This window comes from Pseudomonas sp. L5B5 (assembly GCF_020520285.1).
In the GTDB taxonomy this organism is placed as follows: Bacteria; Pseudomonadota; Gammaproteobacteria; order Pseudomonadales; family Pseudomonadaceae; genus Aquipseudomonas.
In genome coordinates, this window is record NZ_CP084742.1 from 33,296 (window position 1) to 52,652 (window position 19,357).

At 65.7% G+C, this 19,357-nt stretch carries 18 protein-coding genes; 13 read left to right on the top strand and 5 right to left on the bottom strand.

All coding sequences use genetic code 11. The annotated features are described in order from the left end of the window. Positions 1-22 precede the first annotated feature (22 nt). The 6 genes from LGQ10_RS00115 (at position 23) to LGQ10_RS00140 (ending at position 5,853) form a co-directional block, all read left to right on the top strand. On the top strand, positions 23-1,033 hold the full coding sequence (locus LGQ10_RS00115; protein ID WP_058435579.1) for an ATP-binding protein: 1,011 nt from the start codon (positions 23-25) through the stop codon (positions 1,031-1,033). Then, positions 958-1,686, top strand: a complete 729-nt coding sequence (locus tag LGQ10_RS00120; RefSeq protein WP_413247579.1) for a vWA domain-containing protein — start codon at positions 958-960, stop codon at positions 1,684-1,686. The genes LGQ10_RS00115 and LGQ10_RS00120 overlap by 76 nt, the downstream gene beginning before the upstream one ends. Positions 1,687-1,872: 186 nt before the next feature. Then, a complete protein-coding gene (locus LGQ10_RS00125; protein WP_226524259.1) occupies positions 1,873-3,519 on the top strand; it encodes a phospholipase D-like domain-containing protein in 1,647 nt (548 codons plus the stop codon). A gap of 136 nt (positions 3,520-3,655) precedes the next feature. Then, positions 3,656-4,627: a cyclase family protein gene (locus tag LGQ10_RS00130; RefSeq protein ID WP_058435576.1), complete on the top strand. Its 972-nt coding sequence runs from the start codon at positions 3,656-3,658 to the stop codon at positions 4,625-4,627. A 101-nt stretch (positions 4,628-4,728) separates the two neighbouring features. Then, complete coding sequence (locus tag LGQ10_RS00135) at positions 4,729-5,256, top strand: hypothetical protein (RefSeq protein ID WP_226524260.1); 528 nt, start codon at positions 4,729-4,731, stop codon at positions 5,254-5,256. Between the two features lie 78 nt (positions 5,257-5,334). After that, positions 5,335-5,853, top strand: a complete 519-nt coding sequence (locus LGQ10_RS00140) for a hypothetical protein (RefSeq protein ID WP_226524261.1) — start codon at positions 5,335-5,337, stop codon at positions 5,851-5,853. A gap of 4 nt (positions 5,854-5,857) precedes the next feature. Here the strand turns inward: LGQ10_RS00140 and LGQ10_RS00145 are convergent, their stop codons facing one another. Continuing rightward, positions 5,858-6,430 (bottom strand): LuxR C-terminal-related transcriptional regulator, encoded by a 573-nt coding sequence (locus LGQ10_RS00145; RefSeq protein ID WP_058436436.1) that lies wholly within the window; start codon positions 6,428-6,430, stop codon positions 5,858-5,860. Positions 6,431-6,573: 143 nt separating this feature from the next. Between LGQ10_RS00145 and LGQ10_RS00150 the strand changes: the two genes are divergently transcribed. The 6 genes from LGQ10_RS00150 (at position 6,574) to LGQ10_RS00180 (ending at position 14,343) form a co-directional block, all read left to right on the top strand. Further along, positions 6,574-7,752: an acetyl-CoA acetyltransferase gene (locus tag LGQ10_RS00150; RefSeq protein WP_226524262.1), complete on the top strand. Its 1,179-nt coding sequence runs from the start codon at positions 6,574-6,576 to the stop codon at positions 7,750-7,752. A gap of 1 nt (position 7,753) precedes the next feature. Continuing rightward, the gene (locus tag LGQ10_RS00155; protein WP_226524263.1) at positions 7,754-9,295 is read left to right on the top strand and encodes a class I adenylate-forming enzyme family protein; all 1,542 of its coding nucleotides are present in this window, start codon (positions 7,754-7,756) and stop codon (positions 9,293-9,295) included. Between the two features lie 43 nt (positions 9,296-9,338). After that, complete coding sequence (locus tag LGQ10_RS00160; protein WP_226524264.1) at positions 9,339-10,673, top strand: MFS transporter; 1,335 nt, start codon at positions 9,339-9,341, stop codon at positions 10,671-10,673. A 138-nt stretch (positions 10,674-10,811) separates the two neighbouring features. Then, a complete protein-coding gene (locus LGQ10_RS31385; protein WP_319003940.1) occupies positions 10,812-12,023 on the top strand; it encodes a PAAR domain-containing protein in 1,212 nt (403 codons plus the stop codon). Next, entirely contained in the window at positions 12,020-12,481 is a 462-nt protein-coding gene (locus LGQ10_RS00175) for a hypothetical protein (RefSeq protein ID WP_226524265.1), read from the top strand. Before LGQ10_RS31385 ends, LGQ10_RS00175 begins: the two co-directional genes overlap by 4 nt. A 245-nt stretch (positions 12,482-12,726) precedes the next feature. Continuing rightward, positions 12,727-14,343: a serine hydrolase domain-containing protein gene (locus LGQ10_RS00180; RefSeq protein ID WP_226524266.1), complete on the top strand. Its 1,617-nt coding sequence runs from the start codon at positions 12,727-12,729 to the stop codon at positions 14,341-14,343. Between the two features lie 207 nt (positions 14,344-14,550). Here LGQ10_RS00180 and LGQ10_RS00185 read toward each other — a convergent pair whose 3' ends face one another. From LGQ10_RS00185 to fepB, 3 genes are read right to left on the bottom strand one after another with little or no spacing between them, the layout of a single operon-like run. Next, the gene (locus LGQ10_RS00185) at positions 14,551-15,582 is read right to left on the bottom strand and encodes a FecCD family ABC transporter permease (RefSeq protein ID WP_226524267.1); all 1,032 of its coding nucleotides are present in this window, start codon (positions 15,580-15,582) and stop codon (positions 14,551-14,553) included. Beyond that, positions 15,579-16,628, bottom strand: a complete 1,050-nt coding sequence (locus LGQ10_RS00190; protein ID WP_058436048.1) for a FecCD family ABC transporter permease — start codon at positions 16,626-16,628, stop codon at positions 15,579-15,581. Before LGQ10_RS00190 ends, LGQ10_RS00185 begins: the two co-directional genes overlap by 4 nt. Positions 16,629-16,631: 3 nt before the next feature. After that, a complete protein-coding gene (fepB, locus tag LGQ10_RS00195; RefSeq protein ID WP_226526064.1) occupies positions 16,632-17,537 on the bottom strand; it encodes a Fe2+-enterobactin ABC transporter substrate-binding protein in 906 nt (301 codons plus the stop codon). A 167-nt stretch (positions 17,538-17,704) separates the two neighbouring features. Between fepB and LGQ10_RS00200 the strand changes: the two genes are divergently transcribed. After that, positions 17,705-18,517, top strand: coding sequence for an ABC transporter ATP-binding protein (locus LGQ10_RS00200; protein ID WP_226524268.1), 813 nt, complete (start codon positions 17,705-17,707; stop codon positions 18,515-18,517). 8 nt (positions 18,518-18,525) lie between these two features. On the opposite strand, the gene LGQ10_RS00205 is transcribed toward LGQ10_RS00200, so the two are convergent. After that, a complete protein-coding gene (locus LGQ10_RS00205; protein ID WP_226524269.1) occupies positions 18,526-19,344 on the bottom strand; it encodes an IclR family transcriptional regulator in 819 nt (272 codons plus the stop codon). Positions 19,345-19,357 lie beyond the last annotated feature (13 nt).

Here is a 19,357-nt window from a genome sequence, read left to right on the forward strand (position 1 = left end):
CCGACCCGAGCGAGATCCACTGATGAGCGACACCCCACATTTCCCCTTGTCCGCCGTGGTCGGCGCCGATGACCTGAAGCTGGCCCTGTGCCTGACCGCCATCGACCCGAAGATTGGCGGCGTGCTGATCGAGGGGCCGCGCGGCATGGCCAAGTCGACCCTGGCCCGGGGGCTGGCGGATCTCCTGGCCAGCGGGCAGTTCGTCACCTTGCCTTTGGGGGCCACCGAAGAGCGCCTGGTGGGCACCCTGGACCTGGATGCAGCGTTGGGCGAAGGGCGGGCACAGTTCTCCCCGGGGGTCCTGGCCAAGGCTGACGGCGGGGTGTTGTATGTCGATGAAGTCAATCTGCTGCCCGATCACCTGGTGGACCTGCTGCTGGACGTGGCCGCGAGCGGGACCAACCTGATCGAGCGCGATGGCATTTCCCACCGGCATTCGGCGAAGTTCGTCCTGATCGGCACCATGAACCCGGAGGAGGGCGAGTTGCGTCCGCAGTTGCTCGACCGTTTCGGTCTCAACGTCGCCTTGAGCGGCCAGGTGCCGCCCCGGGAGCGCGGGCAGATCATCCGTCGGCGCCTGGATTTCGACAGCGACCCAGAGGGTTTCTGCCTGCAGTGGGCCCAGGCCCAGGCCGACCTGCGCCAGCGTTGCCGGCAGGCGCGGGAGGGCCTGGAGCGCATTGCCCTGGATGACCAGGCCCTGGCGCAGATCACCGAGCGTTGTTTCGCCGCCGGGGTCGATGGCTTGCGGGCCGACCTGGTCTGGCTGCGGGCCGCCCGGGCCCATGCCGCCTGGCGCGGGGCAGCGGCCATTGCCGAGGAGGATATCGACGCGGTGGCGGAGTTCGCCTTGCGCCACCGACGTGGTCAGCCACCTGCTGCATCGGCGCAACCGCCCCAGCCGCCAGCGCCGCAGCAGTCCGGTTCGCAGCAGGACGCCAGCGAAGGTGCGGGCCAGTGGGGCGAAATGCCCGCCCAGGCGTTGCCCACCGGCGCCCGTCGAGCAGTGCCCAACTGGCCAAAAAAGCCCTAGGCATCCGTCCCCGGCCTGACTCGGGGGCGGATGCCAAGCCCCGGGCGGGGCAACTGGACCGTGGTCGTCAGGGCCGCAGTCGGGCCGCGAACGCAGGCAGCATCGATTGGCCAGGCACCTTGCTCAAGGGGCGCCCGCGACGTTACGAGGAATTGCGCTGGCGCCTGCGCAGTCGAACGCCCCATGAGCTGTGGCTGGTGATCGTCGACGCCTCGGCGTCCACTCGCCGCCACCATGCCCTGAGCGATGCCAAGGGCCTGCTGGCGCAACTGTTCGACGACGCCTACCGGCAACGGGCGCGATTGGCCTTGCTGACCGCCAGTGGCCGGGCTCCGAGCTGGCAGGTCCAGGGCCTGAAGGCTTCCAGGGACCTGCGGCACTGGCTCGATGACCTTGGCGCCGGCGGTGGTACGCCGCTGTCCCAGGCCCTGGTCGAAGCCGGTCGATGGCTGGAGCAGCGTCAACGTCGCTTGCCGGCGGAGCAGCAGCGAGTTTTGCTGATCACCGATGGTCGCCTGAAAACCCTGCCGTCGGCGCAGGGCCTGAATTGCCCGACCCTGCTGCTGGACATCGAGCGTGGCCCGATCCGCCTGGGCCGTGCCCGGGAACTGGCCCAGCGCCTGGGCGCCGACTACCACCATATCGACCTGTAATACCTCAAGCCCTGTGGCTCGTCCCGAGCCCTGTTGCCGCTGCCGAGCGGGCGAGGCTGCGTACGGGCGCGCAGCGCCCGCAACACCAGCACCGCGTTGCACCAGGCAACCCTGGCGACTCGTGCCGAGCCGTGCGCAGCCGGCAGTAGCGGCTAAACTGCCTGCGCCATCCAAGGGAGCGATGCCATGCGGGTACTGGTGCACAACGACAAGGACGATTTTCGGGTCAAGGCCTACGCCGGGACCAACGGCGTGCTACTGGCCATGGACCTGGACGCCAGCCGACGCCAGGGCTTGCTGGGTTTCGCCATCGAGAAACAGACCGGCGACAAACCCTGGCTGTTCCTGTTCAACAGCCTGACCTTTCCCGGCAAGGCCCATACCTTTCCCCAGTACAACGCCACCCCCAGCGACCAGGCGCCGCTGCAGAAATTTCGCTGGGCCGACTACGCGGTCCACCCCGGTGCCACCCTCAACTACCGGGTGTACCTGGTCTATGGCAGCGCCGCGGCGCCGCAGCTGGGAGAGATGTTGCAGCTGGGCATCACGGCCGATAACGGCCTGCCTCCCGGGCAACGAGTAATCTTCAATCGCGCAGTGGCCGCCAGCCAGGCGTTCTCGCGCAAGTTCCCCGAGCTGGACAGCCTGCTCAGTGCCAACCGCAATCTACCGATCGAGGCCTGGCCGGATGCGCCCCGACAGTGGCTGGAGAACGGCCTCCTGGGGCAACTGCTGGGGTTTATCCAACGGGCCGTCGATGCCAATTGGTGCCTGGACATCGCCATCTACGAGTACCAGTTGCCGGCTATCGTCGAGGCGGTCAACGCGGCCTTCGATCGAGGTGCCCAGATACGCGTGCTCTACCACGCCGGCCCTGGTGATGATGACACCGCACAGAACCAGGCCAGCCTGCAGCATCTGCCCGAGGCCAACAAGCGCGGGCGGGTGACCCATGCCATCTTCCACGACAAATTCATCGTCCTCGCTCGCCTCGATGCCGCCGGCCAGCGCCAACCCGTCGCCGTGCTTTGCGGCAGCACCAACTTCACTGCCAATGGCGTCTACCGCCAGGCCAACGTGGTGCACTACCTGGATCACCCGGACATCGCCGGTCGCTACCTGCATGTCTTCGAGCAGATCTGGGCAGCGCCGACGGACGTCGGCGCCACGCGCCAGTGGCTGACCCGCGACAACCCCATGCAGCCCGGGGCGCCGCTGTTCGCCGGTTTCTCCCCGCGCAGTGGCGAGGGCGACCTCGACGAATTCGTCCGAATCATCGACGGTGCTCGCCGCGACCTGCTGTTCGTCACGGCCTTCGCCTTGCCCGACAGGATTCTCGACGCCTTGCTCGGCCAGCCCCACGACGATGTCCTGCGCTACGGCCTGCAGAACACCGCCAGCCGCATCACCGGTTTCCATGCCGACCGCACGGCCGAGTTCGCCGCCACCGCCTTGCTCAACAATGGCCTGGAAGGGTGGCTCAAGGAGGGCCTCAAGGGCCAGAAAGGCAACCTGCTGGTGCACACCAAGGCGGTGGTCACCGATTTCACCAGCGATGCCCCGGTGATCATCAGCGGCAGCCACAACCTCAGCGCCGGTGCCAGTCGCAACAACGACGAGAACTTCCTGATCATTCGTGGCGACACCGACCTGGCGGACCGCTATGGCCTGGAACTGCTGCGTTTCTATGAGCATTACCGGTTCCGCTACTTCGCCCGGCAACTGGCGCTCAAGCAGGTCCAGCCCCTGGCCACGGATGACCGCTGGAGCAACGACTACTACCTGGAAGGCGACTTGCGCCAACTGTCGCGCTTGCGTTTTTCCGGACGTTGAAGGCGCTTGCCGAACTCATGACGAGCACCCTCAGGGTGTGCTTCCACTCCCCAGGCTGACCTTGAATTCGATGGCGAACCTTGTGTATAGAAGGCGTCGCTGTCTCAACCCAAGCAAGCTACGGAGTGCAATCGATATGTGCGGGACCGACCACAACAACCAGCCCGACATCGCCAGGCTCCTCGAAGGCCTGCCCAAGAACTGGGGCAAGTGGGGGCCTGACGACGAGGTCGGCGCGCTCAACTACTTGCAGCAGGCCGAAGTGCTGCGCGGTGTTGCTGCGGTGCGCCAGGGCAAGACCTTCACCCTGCAAGTGCAGATCGGCCACCCCGGTGGCGACCCGATGTGGCCGGCGCGCAATCCCTCGATGCGCTTCAACACCCTGGACCGCAGCCACTACCAGGCCGGCAAGCAGCCATCGATGAGTGGTGGCGCCGAGTACTGCGACGATGTGATCTTCATGCAGTTGCAAGGCTCGACCCAGTACGACGCCCTGGGTCATGCCTGGTACGACAATCAGCTATGGAACGGCTACGACGCCGGGACCACGGTGGGCGGCATGGCCAAGGCCAGCGTGCTGCCGATTGCCGAGCGGGGAGTGGCGGGGCGCGCGGTGCTGATCGACATGGCTCGCCATCGGGGCAAGAAGTACCTGGGGCGTGGCGAGACCTTCGACCACCTGGACCTGATGGCCGCTGCCCGGGCCCAGGGCGTGACCATCGAGAAACGCGACATCCTGATCATCCGCACCGGTTCCATGGGGGCCTTCTACGAGTACGGCAAGACCGAGTTCTTCAAGGACCTGGTGGAGCCGGGGCTGACCTACAGCCGCGAACTGGTGGACTGGTTCAACGACCTGCAGATCCCCAACCTGGTGACCGACACCATCGCCAACGAGGTGATCACCGATCCGCGGTCAGGGGTGCAGATCCCGTTGCATTGCGCGCTGATGCGCAACCTGGGGATCGCCTTCACCGAGATCGTGCTGCTGGAGGACCTGGCCGAGGACTGCGCGGCGGATGGTCAATGGACCTTTCTCTACACCGCCGCGCCGTTGAAGATCGTCGGTGGCAGTGGGGCACCGGTCAACCCGCTGGTGATCAAGTAGCGGCGCCAGAAGGAGCAAGGCCGATACAAAGCTGGAATCCGGGTGGTCATGGGGTTACCCTGCCGCCCGTTTTCCGAGACCGACATGGACCTTCGACTCCCGTGACTGATACCCGCTCGCCAGACTGCTCTCCTTGTTCCTGCACCGATCACGACAGCGCCCATCGGGCCGTACTCGACACCCTGCGCATCATGGCCGCCCACCCCGGGGCCGATGAAGACCGGATCGTCGACCTGCTGCAGGAGGGTGGCTACTCGCCGATCGTGGCTGAAAAGCTCAATGTCTTCGTGCCTACAGCCCTGGGCTGGCCGGTGCTCAAGCGCCTGGGGGTGGAGACTTTCGGTGGCTACTTCATCGCTTATGACGACAACGATGAAGAAGTGCACATTCCGATTGCCAGCCAGGCCTACTTCATCGCTGCCTTGAAGCTGGCCTATTGCACCCTGGAGCACGGTTACAGCGAAGACTTGTCGCAGCAGGTCTATGAACGTGTCATGGGGCGCAGTGCCGAGATCAACGCCGTCAACAAGGCCCTGGCCCAGGACGTGAGCGTAGAGGGTGGCACGCTCGGGCCCTTGAAGGTGTTGCGCGTTTGCGCAAGCGACCTGCTGAGCGCTGCAGTCGACTGACACCGGGCTAGCGCCCGGGTAGGCGCGGGGTTACCCTGCTGCCCGTTTTCCACGACCGATATGGACCTTCGACCTCCCATGACCGATACCTGCCCGCCAGATTGCGCCCATTGTTCTCCCGACGTCGATCATGAAACCGCCCACCAGGCGGTGCTCGATGCCGTGAGAGTCTTGGAGGCCCACCCCGAGGCCGATGAAGACCGGATCGTCGAATTGCTGCAGGAGCGCGGCCATTCGCCAATCGTTGCCGAGAAGCTCAACGCCTTCGTGCCTGCGGCGCTGAGCTGGCCCATGCTCAAGCGCTTGGGCGTGGCGTCCTTCGTCGGACATTTCATCGCCTATGACGACAACGATGAAGAAGTGCAGATCCCGGTCTCCAGCCAGCATTACTTCACCGCTGCGCTGACCCTGGCCTACTGGACCGTCGAGCAGGGGTTCACCGACGAGTTGCCACGCGACACTTACCGGATGATCGCCGACCGCAGTGCCGAGATGGATGCGGTCAACCGGATCCTCACGGAGGGTGGCACGGTGGAAGGGGCAAGGGTCGGTCCGCTGCAGTTGCTGCGCATCAGCGCCAGCGACATGCTGGCCTAGAGACTCAACTGATGAAGATGATCTTCGAGACCAGCTCCGCGCTGTTCTTGGCCTGAAGTTTCTTCATCAGCCGGGCGCGATGCACCTCCACGGTGCGATGGGAGATGCCCAGTTTGCGCGCCACTTCCTTGCAGGTCAGGCCGTTAACGATATGCAGGGAGATCTCCCGCTCCCGAGGGGTCAAGCGGATCATCGGCGCAGGCTGGCGGTCCAGGCGCTCGAAATGCCAGACCATCAGCTCGAACGGATCCTCGGGGGTCAGGGAAAAACCGTGGGCCCGGGCCCAGAACACCTCGCCGTTGCGATGCTGCATGAAGCGCTCGTCGCTGTAGGAGTCGCTGGGACCGCTGCGCAGGCAATGTTCGCTGCGCTCGCCAATGCTCTGGTAGTCGGCGTGCGAGGGGTATAGCAGCAGGGTCAGGTGATCGCGCAGGTGTTCGCGTTCGTAGCCGAACAGGCGGACGAAGGCGCGGTTGCAATCGAGTATCCGGCGGTGCCCGGTGATCAGCTGCGCAGCGGGGGAAACCTGGAAAGCCAGGCGCTCGAGGTCCTGAAGTGGTTGGGCATGTAGGGTCATTGGGCATCCTGCCTCGGGTTCATGGGCGCCTTTCCCTGGGGGTGGGGACTACGTACTGCCGTAGGTAGTTGCCCCAACTAGCCTGGGGCAGGGCGCTGGAACATTCTATGGAATCCACGCTTCAAGGACAGAAGAAAATCACCATGACTCACGATTCCGTATCCATTGTCGCTGCAGCCCACAGCCCTTTTGGTCGCCTGGAAGGCCTGAATCTGGAGGGCCTGATCGTCAAGGTCACCCGCGATGCCCTGGCGGATGCAGCCATCGACGCGGCTGAAATCGACGCGCTGTTTCTCGGGCACTTCAACTCCGGCCTGGTGCCCGACGGCTTTCCCGCTTCGCTGATGCTCCAGGCCGACCCCCAATTGCGCCTCAAGCCGGCCACCCGCTGTGAAAACGCCTGCGCTTCCGGCTCGGCGGCGATCCAGGCCGGGATCAACGCGATCCGCAGTGGCGCCGCCGAACTGGTGCTGGTGGTGGGCGCGGAGAAGATGACCAGCAACAGCACGGCCGAAGTGACCCGGGCCTTGTCCGGTGCCGGCTACCAGAACGATCCCCGGGAGGCCGGCCTGAGCTTCGCCCAGTTGTTCGGCCAGGTGGCGCAGCAGTACACCGAGCGTTACCACAGCCCCTTGGCCTCGATGGCGGCAATCGCGGTGAAGAACCACGCCAACGCCATGGCCAACCCCCTGGCGCAGATGCACCGGGTGATGGACTTCGAACACTGCAACAGCGTCTCCCAGAGCAACCCGCTGATCGCACCGCCGCTGCGCCTGACCGACTGCTCGCTGATCAGCGACGGCGCCGCGGCGATCATCCTGGCTTCGCCGCAGCGCGCCCGTTCGATGCGCCGCCAGGTGGCGATTCGTGCCATGACCCAGGTCAACGACTTCCTGCCCATGGCGAGTCGCGATGTACTGGCCTTCGAGGGGCCGCAACGGGCTATCCACGGTGCGCTGCGCGAGGCGGGGGTGACCCTTGGCGACCTGAGCTTCGCCGAGGTCCATGACTGCTTCACCATCGCCGAACTGCTGATCTATGAAGCCATGGGCCTGGCGCCCAAGGGCGAGGGGCACCGGGCCATCGACGATGGCATCGTGCGACCGGGCGGACGCCTGCCGGTGAACCTGTCCGGCGGGCTCAAGGCCAAGGGGCACCCGGTGGGAGCCACCGGCGTGTCGATGCACGCCCTGGGTTTTGCCCAACTGGTGGGTGAGCCCATCGGCCTGGGCGTGCCCCATGCCGAGTTCGGCCTGCTGTTCAACATGGGCGGCATGGCGGTGGCCAACTACGCCAGCGTCCTGCAAGCCGTGAGGACCTGAAGTGAATATCGCCCATTGGCTGCTCGACGCGGCCCAGCGTTGGCCACGGCGTGCGGCGTTGTTCGAGGGGCTGCGGCGGGTCGCCGACTACCAGACGTTCGCTGTGCAGGCGCGGGCCCGAGCCCTGCAACTGCGCCACGGATTTGGCATCGCGCCCGGCGAGCGGGTGGCGCTGTTGATGAACAACAGCTGCGGTTATCTCGAACTGCTGTATGCCATCTGGTGGAGCGGCGCGGTGGCGGTGCCGATCAACAGCAAGCTGCACGCCCTGGAAGCCGCCTGGATTGCCGGTAATGCCGGAGCGCGGCTGATCTACACCGATGACGGCCGGGTTTTCGAGGGCACAGAGTTGCCGCCCGGCTGCCGCGAGCTGGCGACGCCCGCGTTGGGCACGTTCGTGCCGGTACCGGGAGAGGAACTGCTGGAGCCGCACCCTCGGCAGGACAGCGACCTGGCCTGGCTGTTCTATACCTCGGGCACCACCGGGCGGTCCAAGGGGGTGATGCTGTCCCACGGCAATCTGCTGGCCATGTCCCTGTGCTATCCGCTGGATGTCGATCCGGTGGCCGCTGGTGATGCCGTGGTCTATGCCGCGCCGCTGTCCCACGGCGCCGGGCTGTACAACTTCATCCATGTGCGCTGTGGCGCCCGGCATGTGGTACCGGTGTCCCGCGGGTTCCAGGCGCAGGAGCTGTTCGAGCTGGCGCAGGGCCTGGGCCAGGTCAGCCTGTTCGCCGCGCCGACCATGGTCAAGCGCATGGTGGAGGAGGCCCGGCGACAGGGGTATGACGGGCAGGGGATCAAGACCATCGTCTATGGTGGAGGGCCGATGTACCTGGCAGACCTGGCCCAGGCCCTCGATACCTTCGGTCCGCGCCTGGTGCAGATCTACGGCCAGGGCGAATGTCCGATGACCATCACCGCGCTGTCCCGCGAGACCATCGCCGATCGAGCCCATGCAGACTGGCCGGGCATCGCCGCGTCGGTCGGACGGGCCCAGGCGTGCGTCGAGGTCCGGGTGGTGGATGCCGCGGGCCAACCCCTGGCTCCCGGTGAGCCCGGGGAGATCGCAGTGCGCGGCGCGCCAGTGATGCAGGGCTATTGGGACAATCCGCAAGCGACCCAGGCCGCCCTGGTCGACGGCTGGCTGCGTACCGGCGATATCGGCTTTCTCGACGAGCAGGGCTACCTGAGCCTCACCGACCGCTGCAAGGACGTGATCATTTCCGGCGGCAGCAACATCTACCCGCGTGAAGTCGAAGAAGTGCTGATGCAGCATCCCGAGGTGTTCGAGGCGTGTGTCGTGGGGGAGGCCGACGCCGAGTGGGGCGAGTCGGTGGTGGCCTTCGTGGTGCTGCGCTCAGCTGACAGCCTCGATGCCCAGGCGCTCAACCAGTGGTTTCTGACCTGCATGGCCTCGTTCAAGAAACCGAAGAAGTACCTGTTCTGTACCGAGCTGCCCAAGAACAGCTACGGCAAGATTCTCAAGACCCGCTTGCGCCAGTGGCTCAAGGACCCTTCCCAGTCCCTGACCAACCTCTGAAACACCGTTTTTCATGGATAGCACTACGACAGGAGTCCCCAGCATGGGTGTGCCACTTTCCAACTCCCGACGCCAGCGGCGTCGGGCCTTTATCGGCGCTACTTCCGGTCATTTGATCGAGTGGTACGACTATGGCGTCTACGGTTTCCTGGCCCTGTACATCGGCAAGGCCTTCTTTGTCTCCGACGACCCTACCAGCAGCCTGCTGGCGAGCTTTGCCGCCTTTGCCCTGAGCTTCTTCATCCGTCCCCTGGGCGGTTTGTGCTTCGGCCCCCTGGCCGACAAGATCGGTCGGCGCAAGACGCTGATCACGGTGCTGGTGATGATGTCCGGCTCCACCTGCCTGCTGGGCCTGCTGCCGACCTACGCCAGCATTGGCATCGCCGCGCCGGTGCTGCTGATACTGATCCGCTGCGTGCAGGGGTTCTCCGCCGGAGGCGAGATCGGCACCATCACCAGTTTCATTTCCGAATACGCCGGCCCGGGGCGTCGTGGCTTCGCCACCTGCTGGCTGATGGTCACGGCCGTGCTTGGCCTGCTGCTGGGGGGCGCCGTGGCCAATGGGATGACCTGGACCCTGGGCGCCGAACTGATGCAGGACTGGGGCTGGCGTATCCCGTTCCTGATCGCCGGGCCGCTGGGGCTCATCTCGCTGTACATCCGCCTGAAACTGGAGGACAGCCCCGAGTTCCTGGCCCTGGTCGAGGCCGGCCAGACCTCCAAGGCGCCGCTGCGCGAAGTCTGGCAGTGGAAACGCGCCATTGCCCTGGTGTTTTTCATCATCACCCTGCACAGCTCGATCTTCTACCTGGTGCTGACGTTCGCCTCGACCTACATGTCCAATACCCTCAAGTTCGACAGTGGCACCACCTTGCTCTACGTGTTTGTCGCCAGCCTTTCGGCGGCACTGGTCATGCCTTTCGGAGGTGCCTTCACGGATCGCTACGGGCGCAAGCCGTTCCTGATGGTGATCGGTACCCTGGCGACGCTGGCCATGTACTGGTTCTTCAAGGTCGCCCCCGGCGCCACGCCGGCCACGCTGTTCTGGCCGTTGATGGCGGTGGCGATCCTGTTCGGGCTCTACGCATCGTCGACCTACGCGCTGATGAGCGAGCTGTTGCCGACCCGCATCCGCTCCACCGGCATCGCGGTGGCCTACAACATTCCGGTGGCGGCCTTCGGCGGCAGTGCGCCGCTGATCTCCACCTGGCTGATCAAGGTCACCGGCGACATCACCGCGCCCTGGTATTTCTACGTGGCGACCGGGGTCGCCTCGTTGCTGGCCCTGGTGGTGCTGCGCAAGGAAGACTTCGTCGCCAATACCCATGATGTCCGGCATGAGGTGCCGCCGGTGTCGCCGTTGTTGGCCAATCCATAGCTTGGGGCGGTTTTTTCGAGCCGGCGCCTGAATTTTTCCATTGCCGGGTGTTCCGATGTGCGCAGTAGCACCAGGCTCTGCCCGGGGCTCGTCTCGGGAGCCTGGCAGGAGATTCAGCAAGGGAGTCGGATAAGCGCAATGGATGCACTGGCAGCAGCACGCCTGGGAGACGAAATCGCCCACGGCTTCGGGTTGGCGGCGATGGTGGCCGGGGCAGTGGCGGGTGCCGTGATCGGCGCGGCGATCATCGCCGCCACGGCGGCCACCGGAGGGGTAGCGGCGGTGATCCTCGCCGGTTCGATCGCTGCCGGCGGCCTTTCGATGTTCCAGATCGTCAAGGGCCTGAGCACTATTTTCAACTTGCCCGAACCCACGACGGGGGTACTGGTGCAAGGCAGCTTCAATGTCTATATCAACCGGCGCCAGGCAATGCGCGCCGGCGAAGACAGTTCCTCCTCGTGCAATGGCCTGCCGTTCAATCATCCGCCCTGGCCGTTCCCGGTACTGATAGCCGAAGGCAGCGCCAAGGTCACCATCAACGGCAAGCCGGCCGCGCGGCTGCAAAGCAAGATGGTCTGTGGCGCGCATATCAAGAGCGGCAGCGAGAACACCCTGATCGGTGGTCCGAGCGTGCAGGTGGAGTTTGTCCTCGACCTCGAAGGCTGGATGCACACCGGGTTGGAGTTGCTGGGATTGGGGGCACTGATCGGCGCCGGCGTCCTGGCGGCCTTCGCCGGTCTTGCAGCCTTTGCCGGGTTCGCTGCGGTGACCGGTGCCGCCTTTCTCGGCATGGCGTTGCTGGGCGATCTGGGCGACCGTCTTGGGCCGGGTTACCGCGACCTGCTGCAAGGCGCGGCGGGCATGCTGTTGCTGGGGCTGGGGCCGAAGCTGGCCGGGAGCAAGCGGCCGCCACCACCTGAAGAAGTTTCGGTATTTCACGTCACTGACAGCCCGAAGAAGATCGACGGCGTGCTCAGCGGTATCGATCCGAAGTACCTCAACCCCAACAGCCGTTTCGGCGCGGCTTTTTATGTCGGCGAGAGCCCCAGCACGCCGCTGGCCGAACTGGCCCACCATGGCGTCAAGCCGACCCATGGCATTCGTTTCAAGGTCGATGCCAGCAAGGCCAAGGTCCTGGACCTTACCGATCCGGCCGTCGCCAAGGAGTGGGGCTACAACGGTGGTCCCATCACTTCCAAGACCCAGCAGATCGGCGTGGACGCCAGGGACCAGGGTTACAATGTGATCCGCTTCGGTTCCGAGCGTGACCCTGGCGGGGTCAACCAGGCGGTGCTGGACAATTTCAACGAAATCCTTACTCCCCAGATAGTCACTCCGGTAGAGCCATGAAGTTTTATTTGTACACCTACGTTTGTGCCGACTGCGGTCACCGCTTCAAGGCCCCCGAGGTCATGCCCAGCAGCTACGGCGAATTCCTGATGCGCAGCATCAGCGGGGAAACGGTGTTCCTCGATGGGCCGCACGATGCGATCTACAGCGAAGTCGATGCCTTGCTGGAACAACTGCTGCAAGGGCAGGGCGTCAGCGCGGTGCGCCGCGCGGATCTGCTGCGCAAGGTCTTCGGCGTGGCCTGCGATCCCGATTCCCAGGGCCAGCCCTTCAGCCTGCTGATCAAGCCCAGGTGTGGGCAGTGCGCCAGCGTGAACATGGATTACTGGGAGGGTACCGAACCACCGGAGTATGTCGATTGCGACTTCCCGCCGGTGCAGCACGAACAGTGGCGACAGTTGAGCCAGGGGCAGAAGCTCGACCTGCTACGCCAGGCATTGCCTGCCCCCAGGCCCTAGGCCCGCACCTCGCGGGCGCTGTTTTCCAGTGAAGAGCTGACGCCGTAGATCCAGCACCTTCGAGGCCGGTCTGCGGCGCCTGCTGCGTTGAGGCCTGGCCCGGGTGGCCAGGCTCCGGTTCACAGCCCTGCACGTTTGTTCACAGAAAGTCACCGACTTGCCACAGATCGCAACATGCCTCGCCACGATACTTGTCCAGCTCCCGTGGAGCTCGAAGGACCGATCCGTGACAGAGGAAGACATCCATGCGCTCGATGCTTGCAACCTTGCTGATTTCCCTGGGGAGTGCGTCGCTGGCCAATGCCACGACGCTCCCGGCGTTCGACAAGGTGTTCGATGATGTGAAGGCTGACCAGCCGGGTTGCGCTGCCGGGGTCATGCGCGAGGGGCAGGTGATCTGGAGCGCCGGCTACGGCATCGCCAACCTGCAGACCGGCGCGCCGATCAACACCGATACGCTCTTCAACCTGGCCTCGGTGTCCAAGCAGTTCACCGGCTTTGCCGTGCTCCAGCTCCAGGCCCAGGGACGGCTGAACCTGGATGATCCGGTCCGGCGCTTCATCCCGGAACTGCCGGCCTATGCCCAGGCCATCAAGATCCGTCATCTGCTGCACCACACCTCGGGCCTGCAGGACTACATGCTGCTGGCGGAGTTGGCGGGCATAACCTATACCGAGCGTTTCACCCAGCAGCAGGCGTTGCAGATGCTGTTCAAGCAGGACGCTGCGATGTTTCCGGCTGGCGCCGAGTTCAGCTACAGCAACAGCGGTTACCTGCTGCTTTCCAGCATTGTCGAGCGGGCTGCGGCAATGCCGCTGAAGAACTTTTCCCAGGCCCATATCTTCAAGCCACTGGGCATGAGCCGCTCGAGCATTGTCGATCACTATCCGCTGCACCTGCCGAACCTGGCCGAGAGTTACGAGCTGGACCCCAAGTCCAGGACCTACGGGTTCGTGGATGTGCGCTGGGAGCAGACCGGCGACGGCCAGGTGCACAGCACCGTGGTGGACCTGATGCGCTGGATGCGCAACCTGTCCACCGGGCAGGTCGGGGGCAAGGCACTGGTGAAGAAGATGCGCGAGACCGAGCCACTGCTCGATGGTGATCCCGGCTACTACGGCATGGGCATCGCTACACGCCGTTATCGCGGGCTCAGCGAGGTGTCCCACAGCGGCAGCTGGGCAGGCTACAGCACTGACGTCGCCTGGTATCCGAAACTCGATGTGGCCACGGTGGTGCTGTGCAACCGCGCCGATGCCGAGGCGGCCGAGCGTGGCCACCAGTTGCTGGATGTCGTCCTGGGTTCGCCCCGGCCACCCCGGGATCAGGACATCCCACCGCCACCGCCCAGCATCGAGGGCGTGCCACCGGCTCCGCTGGATACCCTGGTAGCCGGCACCTACCTTGACGACTCGGGTCATCAGTTCCAGCTGGAACGCACCGGCAATGATTTCAATCTCAACACGTTCCCTGACAGCATGCCGCTGTCCAGGCTGAACGAGCACCTGATGGCGGCTGGCAATGACGGTACTCCACTCTATCTGGCGGCGACCCAGGGCTCGCGTATCGTCTCCAACAACCCGGCCTCGACCTATGTGCTGGGCACCCCCTGGAAGCCCCGGGACCTCCAGCGGTATGTCGGGGTGTACAGGCTGCAGACCTCATCCGGGCAGCTCAAGGTCTTCACCCGGCAGGGCAAGCTCTACATTCGCATCGGCGAGTTGACCTACCCCATGCGTCCGCTGACGGCGGGGCGTTTCAGCGCCAGCGACCTGGGGGTGATCCGCTTCGAACAGGGCGGCCAGGTGCTCACCAGCAGCATGGCGCGCAACCTGCGGTTCGTCAGGGAAAACTCTCAGTAGGGTCCTAATGCTGTTCAGTTAAGGAAATGGTAGGAGCGAGGCTTGCCCGCGATGGTCTTCAGAGCGCCGCGTTTATCCAGTAAACACGCGTTACCGTTAACGACCATCGCGAGCAATCGAGCGTCGACCGGCTGCTCCTACAGGGGATCACCTTGCTTAACTGAACGGCATTTCAGTAGGGTCCAGCGTTGCCAGCCGGCGCCGGGCTCAGATGCGCCGGCTGCGCACCAGCAGCCACAGCAGGTAGAAACCGCCCAGCAATCCGGTCATCAGGCCGATGGGCAGGTTGGCGTAGGGTGCCAGGCGCTGGCTCAGCAGGTCCGCCGCCAGCAGCAGTACGGCACCCATCAAGGCGCCCGAGAGCAGTGGCACTTCGGCCGAGCGGGTCAGGCGTCGGGCCAGTTGCGGGCCGGCCAGGGCAATGAAGGCGATGGGACCTGCGGCGGCGGTGGCGATGGCAGTCAGGCCGACGGCGGCCAGCACCATCGTCAGGCGCGTGCGCTCCACGGCCACGCCCAACTGGGTCGCGCTGGCATCGCCCATCTCCAGCAGATTGATGCGTCGGGCGTGGTACAGCGCAATCGGCGCGATCGCCAGCAGGCCCATGGCGGCGGGTGTCACATGGGACCAGGTGCGGGTGTTGAGCGAGCCGGCCAGCCACAATTGCGCGAACATCGCCTGGTCCAGGTTGCCGGTCACCAACAGCAGGCTGTTGAGGCCCGAGAGGCTGGCGCCGACGCCGATCCCCACCAGCACCAGGCGATAACCACCGGCCGTTCCTGCCTTGAGCGCCAGCAGCAGCACCGCCAGCGCGGTGCAAAGCCCGGCAACCAGGGCGGCGAGGGCCGTCGCCAGCGGGCCGGAATCGAACAGCATGATCTGCACGATGGCCCCGCTGGCGGCGCCGGTGGTGAAGCCGATCACATCCGGCGAGCCCAGGGCATTGCGTGAGATGGATTGAAAGATCGCGCCGGCCATGCCCAGGGCCAGGCCCACCAGGGTGGCGGTCAGGGTCCGGGGCAGGCGCACTCGCTGGATGACCCGCTGGGCGGTCGGGTCCTGGCCCTGGCCCAGGAGGCTGGCCAGGACTTCGCCCGGGGACAGCGCCAGGCTGCCGCTGCCCAGCAGCAGGGCCCAGAGCAGCAGCGCCAGCATTGCCAGGATGCAGCAGACCCACAGTGTCCGCGGCTGCCAGCGGATCGACAGCGAGCCCAGGCGCAGGGCGTGGCGGCGGATCACAGGCGACTCAGGCGAAAGCGCCTGACCAACACGATGAAACACGGGCCACCGAGCAACAGGGTGATGATCCCGGCAGCAATTTCCTGGGGGGCCACCAGCACTCGTCCGAGCATATCGGCCGCCAGCAGCAGGCCCGCCGCCAGCAATGCCGAATAGGGCAGGATCCAGCGATAGTCAGGTCCCACCAGCATCCGAGCCAGATGCGGCGCTACCAGTCCGATGAACCCGATGGGGCCCGCCATGGCGGTAGCCGCGCCTGCCAGCAGCATCACCGCCAGGCAGGCCAGCAGCCAGGTCAGGCGCAGGTTCACGCCCAATGCACGGCCCAGTTCCTGGCCCAGGGCCAAGGCATTGAGCCGCGGACCAATGGCCAGGGCCATGCCCAGCCCGCAGGCGACCGCTATGGCGGGGACCGGCAGCAGGGCCAGGCCGGTAGCGGACAGTGAGCCCGAGGCCCAGTGGCGAAAATGATCGAAGACTTCGGGTGGGCAGTTGAGCACGATGATCCCGGTCAATGCGGCGAGCATCACCGACAGGCCTGCTCCGGCCAGCACCAGGCGCACCGGGTTGGTCCCGGTCTCATGGGCCCGGCCCAACAGGAATACCAGGGCCCCGGCCAGCCCGGCGCCACAGAAGGCCAGCCCCAGGTACTGGGCCATGCTGGTCAGTTGCCCCAGCGCCACGCCGATGATTACCGCCAGCGCCGCCCCGGCATTGATGCCCAGCAGCCCGGGTTCGGCCAGCGGGTTGCGAGTCACGGCCTGCATCACTGCCCCGGCCGTGCCCAGCGCCATGCCGGCCAGCAGCGCAACCAGGGTGCGTGGCAGGCGCAGTTCACGCAGGATCAGGTGCTGGCTGTTGGTCGGATCGCTGGCATACAGGGCTTGCCAGGTCACCTCCAGGGCAATGGCATGGGAGCCGATCGCCAGGCTCAGCAGGGCCAGGGCGGCGAGCAGCGCCAGGCCGGCCAGCAGGCCCCGGCGACGCCTGCGGTGCCGGCGTGAAAGCGACAGTGCCGGGCCAGGGGCTTGGACGAGCAGGTCCATGGCTCAGCGAAACGACGCGGCGACGGTGTCGATCATCTGGCGTCCGGAGTAGTAGTCGATGCGGAACGAACTCGGACCCAGGGCATACACGCGCTTGTTGATCACCGCGGGCAGGTTGGCCAGGACCGGGTCGGCGAGAAACGCCTGCACATCGCGATCGTCCGCGCTGAGCAGGAACACGCTGTCACCGGTGATGGCCGCGGGCAGGTTTTCCCGGGAGATGAACTGGAAGTCCGAGGCGCGGGTGACTGTCCCCGCCATGGCCTCGGGCAAGGGGGCGACCCGGAAACCCAAGGCACTGAGCAGGCGCGCCTGGGGGCTGTCCAGGCGGCCGATGGAATAGCTGCCTGCGATGTTATAGCCCACCACGCTGACCGGGCCCGCCGGGGTCTTGATGGCGGCAGCGGTCTGTGCGGCGTACTCGTCGAAGCGCTGGATCGCGGCCTGGGCCTGGCGTTCAAGCCCGGTATGACGACCCAGTTCGGTGGCGATGTCCTGCCAGCTGTGGTTCGAGTAGTCCACCACCAGGGTGCGGATGCCCTGGGCCTGCAGCTCGCTGCGCTGGGCGATCACGCTGTCGGCCCCGGTGGCGGACAACACCAGCAGGTCGGGATCGCTGGCGATCACGGCTTCGATATCGAACTGCAGGTTCCGGTACAGCACCTGGACGCCCCGTTGCTCGGCCACTGGAGCCCACTGGGAAAAGAACCCGCGCGAGTCGGTGAGGCGGCTGGGGGTGGTGGCAGCGCTGGCCACCAGGGGTGCCTCCATCGCCAGCAGGATTCCGGTCACGCTGGGGCTGGTGGAGACGATGCGTGCAGGCGTGGCGGCGGTGGCGCAGGTCACTTGGCCGCAAAGGGCCAAGACCGCCGCACTGAGCAGCCGATTGACGAGACGTGGGTTCATCAGGGGTCCGTTGAGCGGTGAGTGGAGGAACACAGGTGTTTGTGCAGGAGGGGCGAAGCCTGGATCACGGATTCATATGATAATGCTTCTCATGCAATGCGTTCCATATTGTAGAATCAATTCCACAATTGCAATGGCGCACGCGCCCGGCCCCCAAGGAACATCTCCCCATGACTGATCGCCTGCATGTCGATGCCGTGACGTTGCGCCACGACGCACGCGTCATTTTCCAGGACCTTGCCCTGACCATTCCCGACGGTTCGTTCACTGTGATCGTCGGTCCCAATGCCTGTGGCAAGTCGACCCTGCTGGCGGCGTTGTCACGGTTGCTGGCGCCGGCCAGGGGCCAGGTGGTGCTCGACGGCAAGGACATTCGCCAGCTCCCCGCCAGGGAGGTGGCCCGGCGCCTGGGATTGCTGCCGCAGAGTGCCCTGGCACCGGACGGCATCACCGTGGCCGAACTGGTGGCCCGCGGGCGTTATCCGCACCAGTCGTTTCTGCGCCAGTGGTCGGTCGATGATGAGCGTGCGGTCCTGGCGGCCATGGTCGCAACCCGGGTCGAGGCGCTGGCCGAGCGCCTGCTGGACGAACTCTCCGGCGGCCAGCGCCAGCGGGTATGGATCGCCATGGTGCTGGCCCAGGAAACCCCGATCCTGCTGCTGGACGAGCCCACCACCTACCTGGACATCGTCCATCAGATCGAACTGCTGGAGCTGCTCGCCGAACTCAATCGCCAGGGCCGCACGATCGTTGCAGTGCTCCACGACCTGAACCAGGCGTGCCGATATGCCAGCCACCTGATCGCCCTGCGGGACGGTGCCATCGTCGCCCAGGGCGCGCCGGCACGAATCTTCACCGAGGCGCTGGTGCAGGAGGTGTTCGGATTGCCTTCGGTGATCATTGCCGACCCGGTCAGTGGCACGCCGCTGATGGTGCCCCTGGGCCGTGCGGCAGGGCCGGCCCCGTTATCGTCCGGGGCCTGAGGCAGGTTTCAGCGACGGGGGGCGACCGGCGCCTGCGGGACCATGCGGCCACCCGTGGCCTGGTTCACCAGGCTGGCTTCATGGAACAGCGCCAGGCGATCCTCGGGGCTCTGCAACTGCCCAAGGTCGGTGACCGTGGTCATCACACAGACGATTTCCTGCTGGGCATCGAACACCGGGGCAGCCTGCCCTGTGACGTTGGACAGCAGGTGGCTGGTCATCTCGGCCCAGTGCTTCTGGCGTACTTCTTCCAGCACCGCGGCGGAGGGTGGCGAGCCGCGAAAGTGCGCCGGCTGCTGCTTGCGTGCGGCTTCGATCACGGCCTTGGGCAGGAAGGCCTGGAACACCAGGCCGCAGGCGGTGTTGTCGATGGGCAGGATGTCCCCCAGGGCCAACGGGTTGATGGAGAAGTAGGCGCTGCGATGCCAGCGCACCAGGGTCGGCCCGCGATCGGTCCAGATCGCCACGCCACCGCTGGCCGCATGCCGCTGGGCCAGGGTCTTCATGTGCCGGGCCGCGATGTCCACCGCATCGATGCGCTTGAGCGCGCCGATCCCGATGCTCAAGGCCGCCGGCCCCAGGTCGTACAGACCGCTGGCCGGGTCCTGCTTGGCCAGGCCTTCCTTGACCAGGCTCTGCAGGTAGCGGTGCGCGGTGGAGCCACCGGTACCGGTGCGGCGCGCGACTTCCCCCAGGGCCAGCTCGCCCTCGGCATTGGCCAAGGTATTGAGAAAGCGCGCGGCAATGGAAACCGACTGGATCACCCCGGAGCGTTTTTCCGAGGGCGGGTCCTGGGTGTCATCCAGCGGGTTCTGCGAAGTGTTCAACGGCTTGGTCTCC

What these genes read in the sequence shown, in the direction of transcription:
- LGQ10_RS00130 (WP_058435576.1), top strand. Translation starts at nt 3,656, where the DNA reads ATGTGCGGGACCGACCACAACAACCAGCCCGACATCGCCAGGCTCCTC.
- LGQ10_RS00180 (WP_226524266.1), top strand. Translation starts at nt 12,727, where the DNA reads ATGCGCTCGATGCTTGCAACCTTGCTGATTTCCCTGGGGAGTGCGTCG.
- LGQ10_RS00125 (WP_226524259.1), top strand. Translation starts at nt 1,873, where the DNA reads ATGCGGGTACTGGTGCACAACGACAAGGACGATTTTCGGGTCAAGGCC.
- LGQ10_RS00140 (WP_226524261.1), top strand. Translation starts at nt 5,335, where the DNA reads ATGACCGATACCTGCCCGCCAGATTGCGCCCATTGTTCTCCCGACGTC.
- LGQ10_RS00175 (WP_226524265.1), top strand. Translation starts at nt 12,020, where the DNA reads ATGAAGTTTTATTTGTACACCTACGTTTGTGCCGACTGCGGTCACCGC.
- LGQ10_RS00115 (WP_058435579.1), top strand. Translation starts at nt 23, where the DNA reads ATGAGCGACACCCCACATTTCCCCTTGTCCGCCGTGGTCGGCGCCGAT.
- LGQ10_RS00190 (WP_058436048.1), bottom strand. Translation starts at nt 16,628, where the DNA reads ATGGACCTGCTCGTCCAAGCCCCTGGCCCGGCACTGTCGCTTTCACGC.
- LGQ10_RS31385 (WP_319003940.1), top strand. Translation starts at nt 10,812, where the DNA reads ATGGATGCACTGGCAGCAGCACGCCTGGGAGACGAAATCGCCCACGGC.
- LGQ10_RS00150 (WP_226524262.1), top strand. Translation starts at nt 6,574, where the DNA reads ATGACTCACGATTCCGTATCCATTGTCGCTGCAGCCCACAGCCCTTTT.
- LGQ10_RS00145 (WP_058436436.1), bottom strand. Translation starts at nt 6,430, where the DNA reads ATGACCCTACATGCCCAACCACTTCAGGACCTCGAGCGCCTGGCTTTC.
- LGQ10_RS00160 (WP_226524264.1), top strand. Translation starts at nt 9,339, where the DNA reads ATGGGTGTGCCACTTTCCAACTCCCGACGCCAGCGGCGTCGGGCCTTT.
- LGQ10_RS00200 (WP_226524268.1), top strand. Translation starts at nt 17,705, where the DNA reads ATGACTGATCGCCTGCATGTCGATGCCGTGACGTTGCGCCACGACGCA.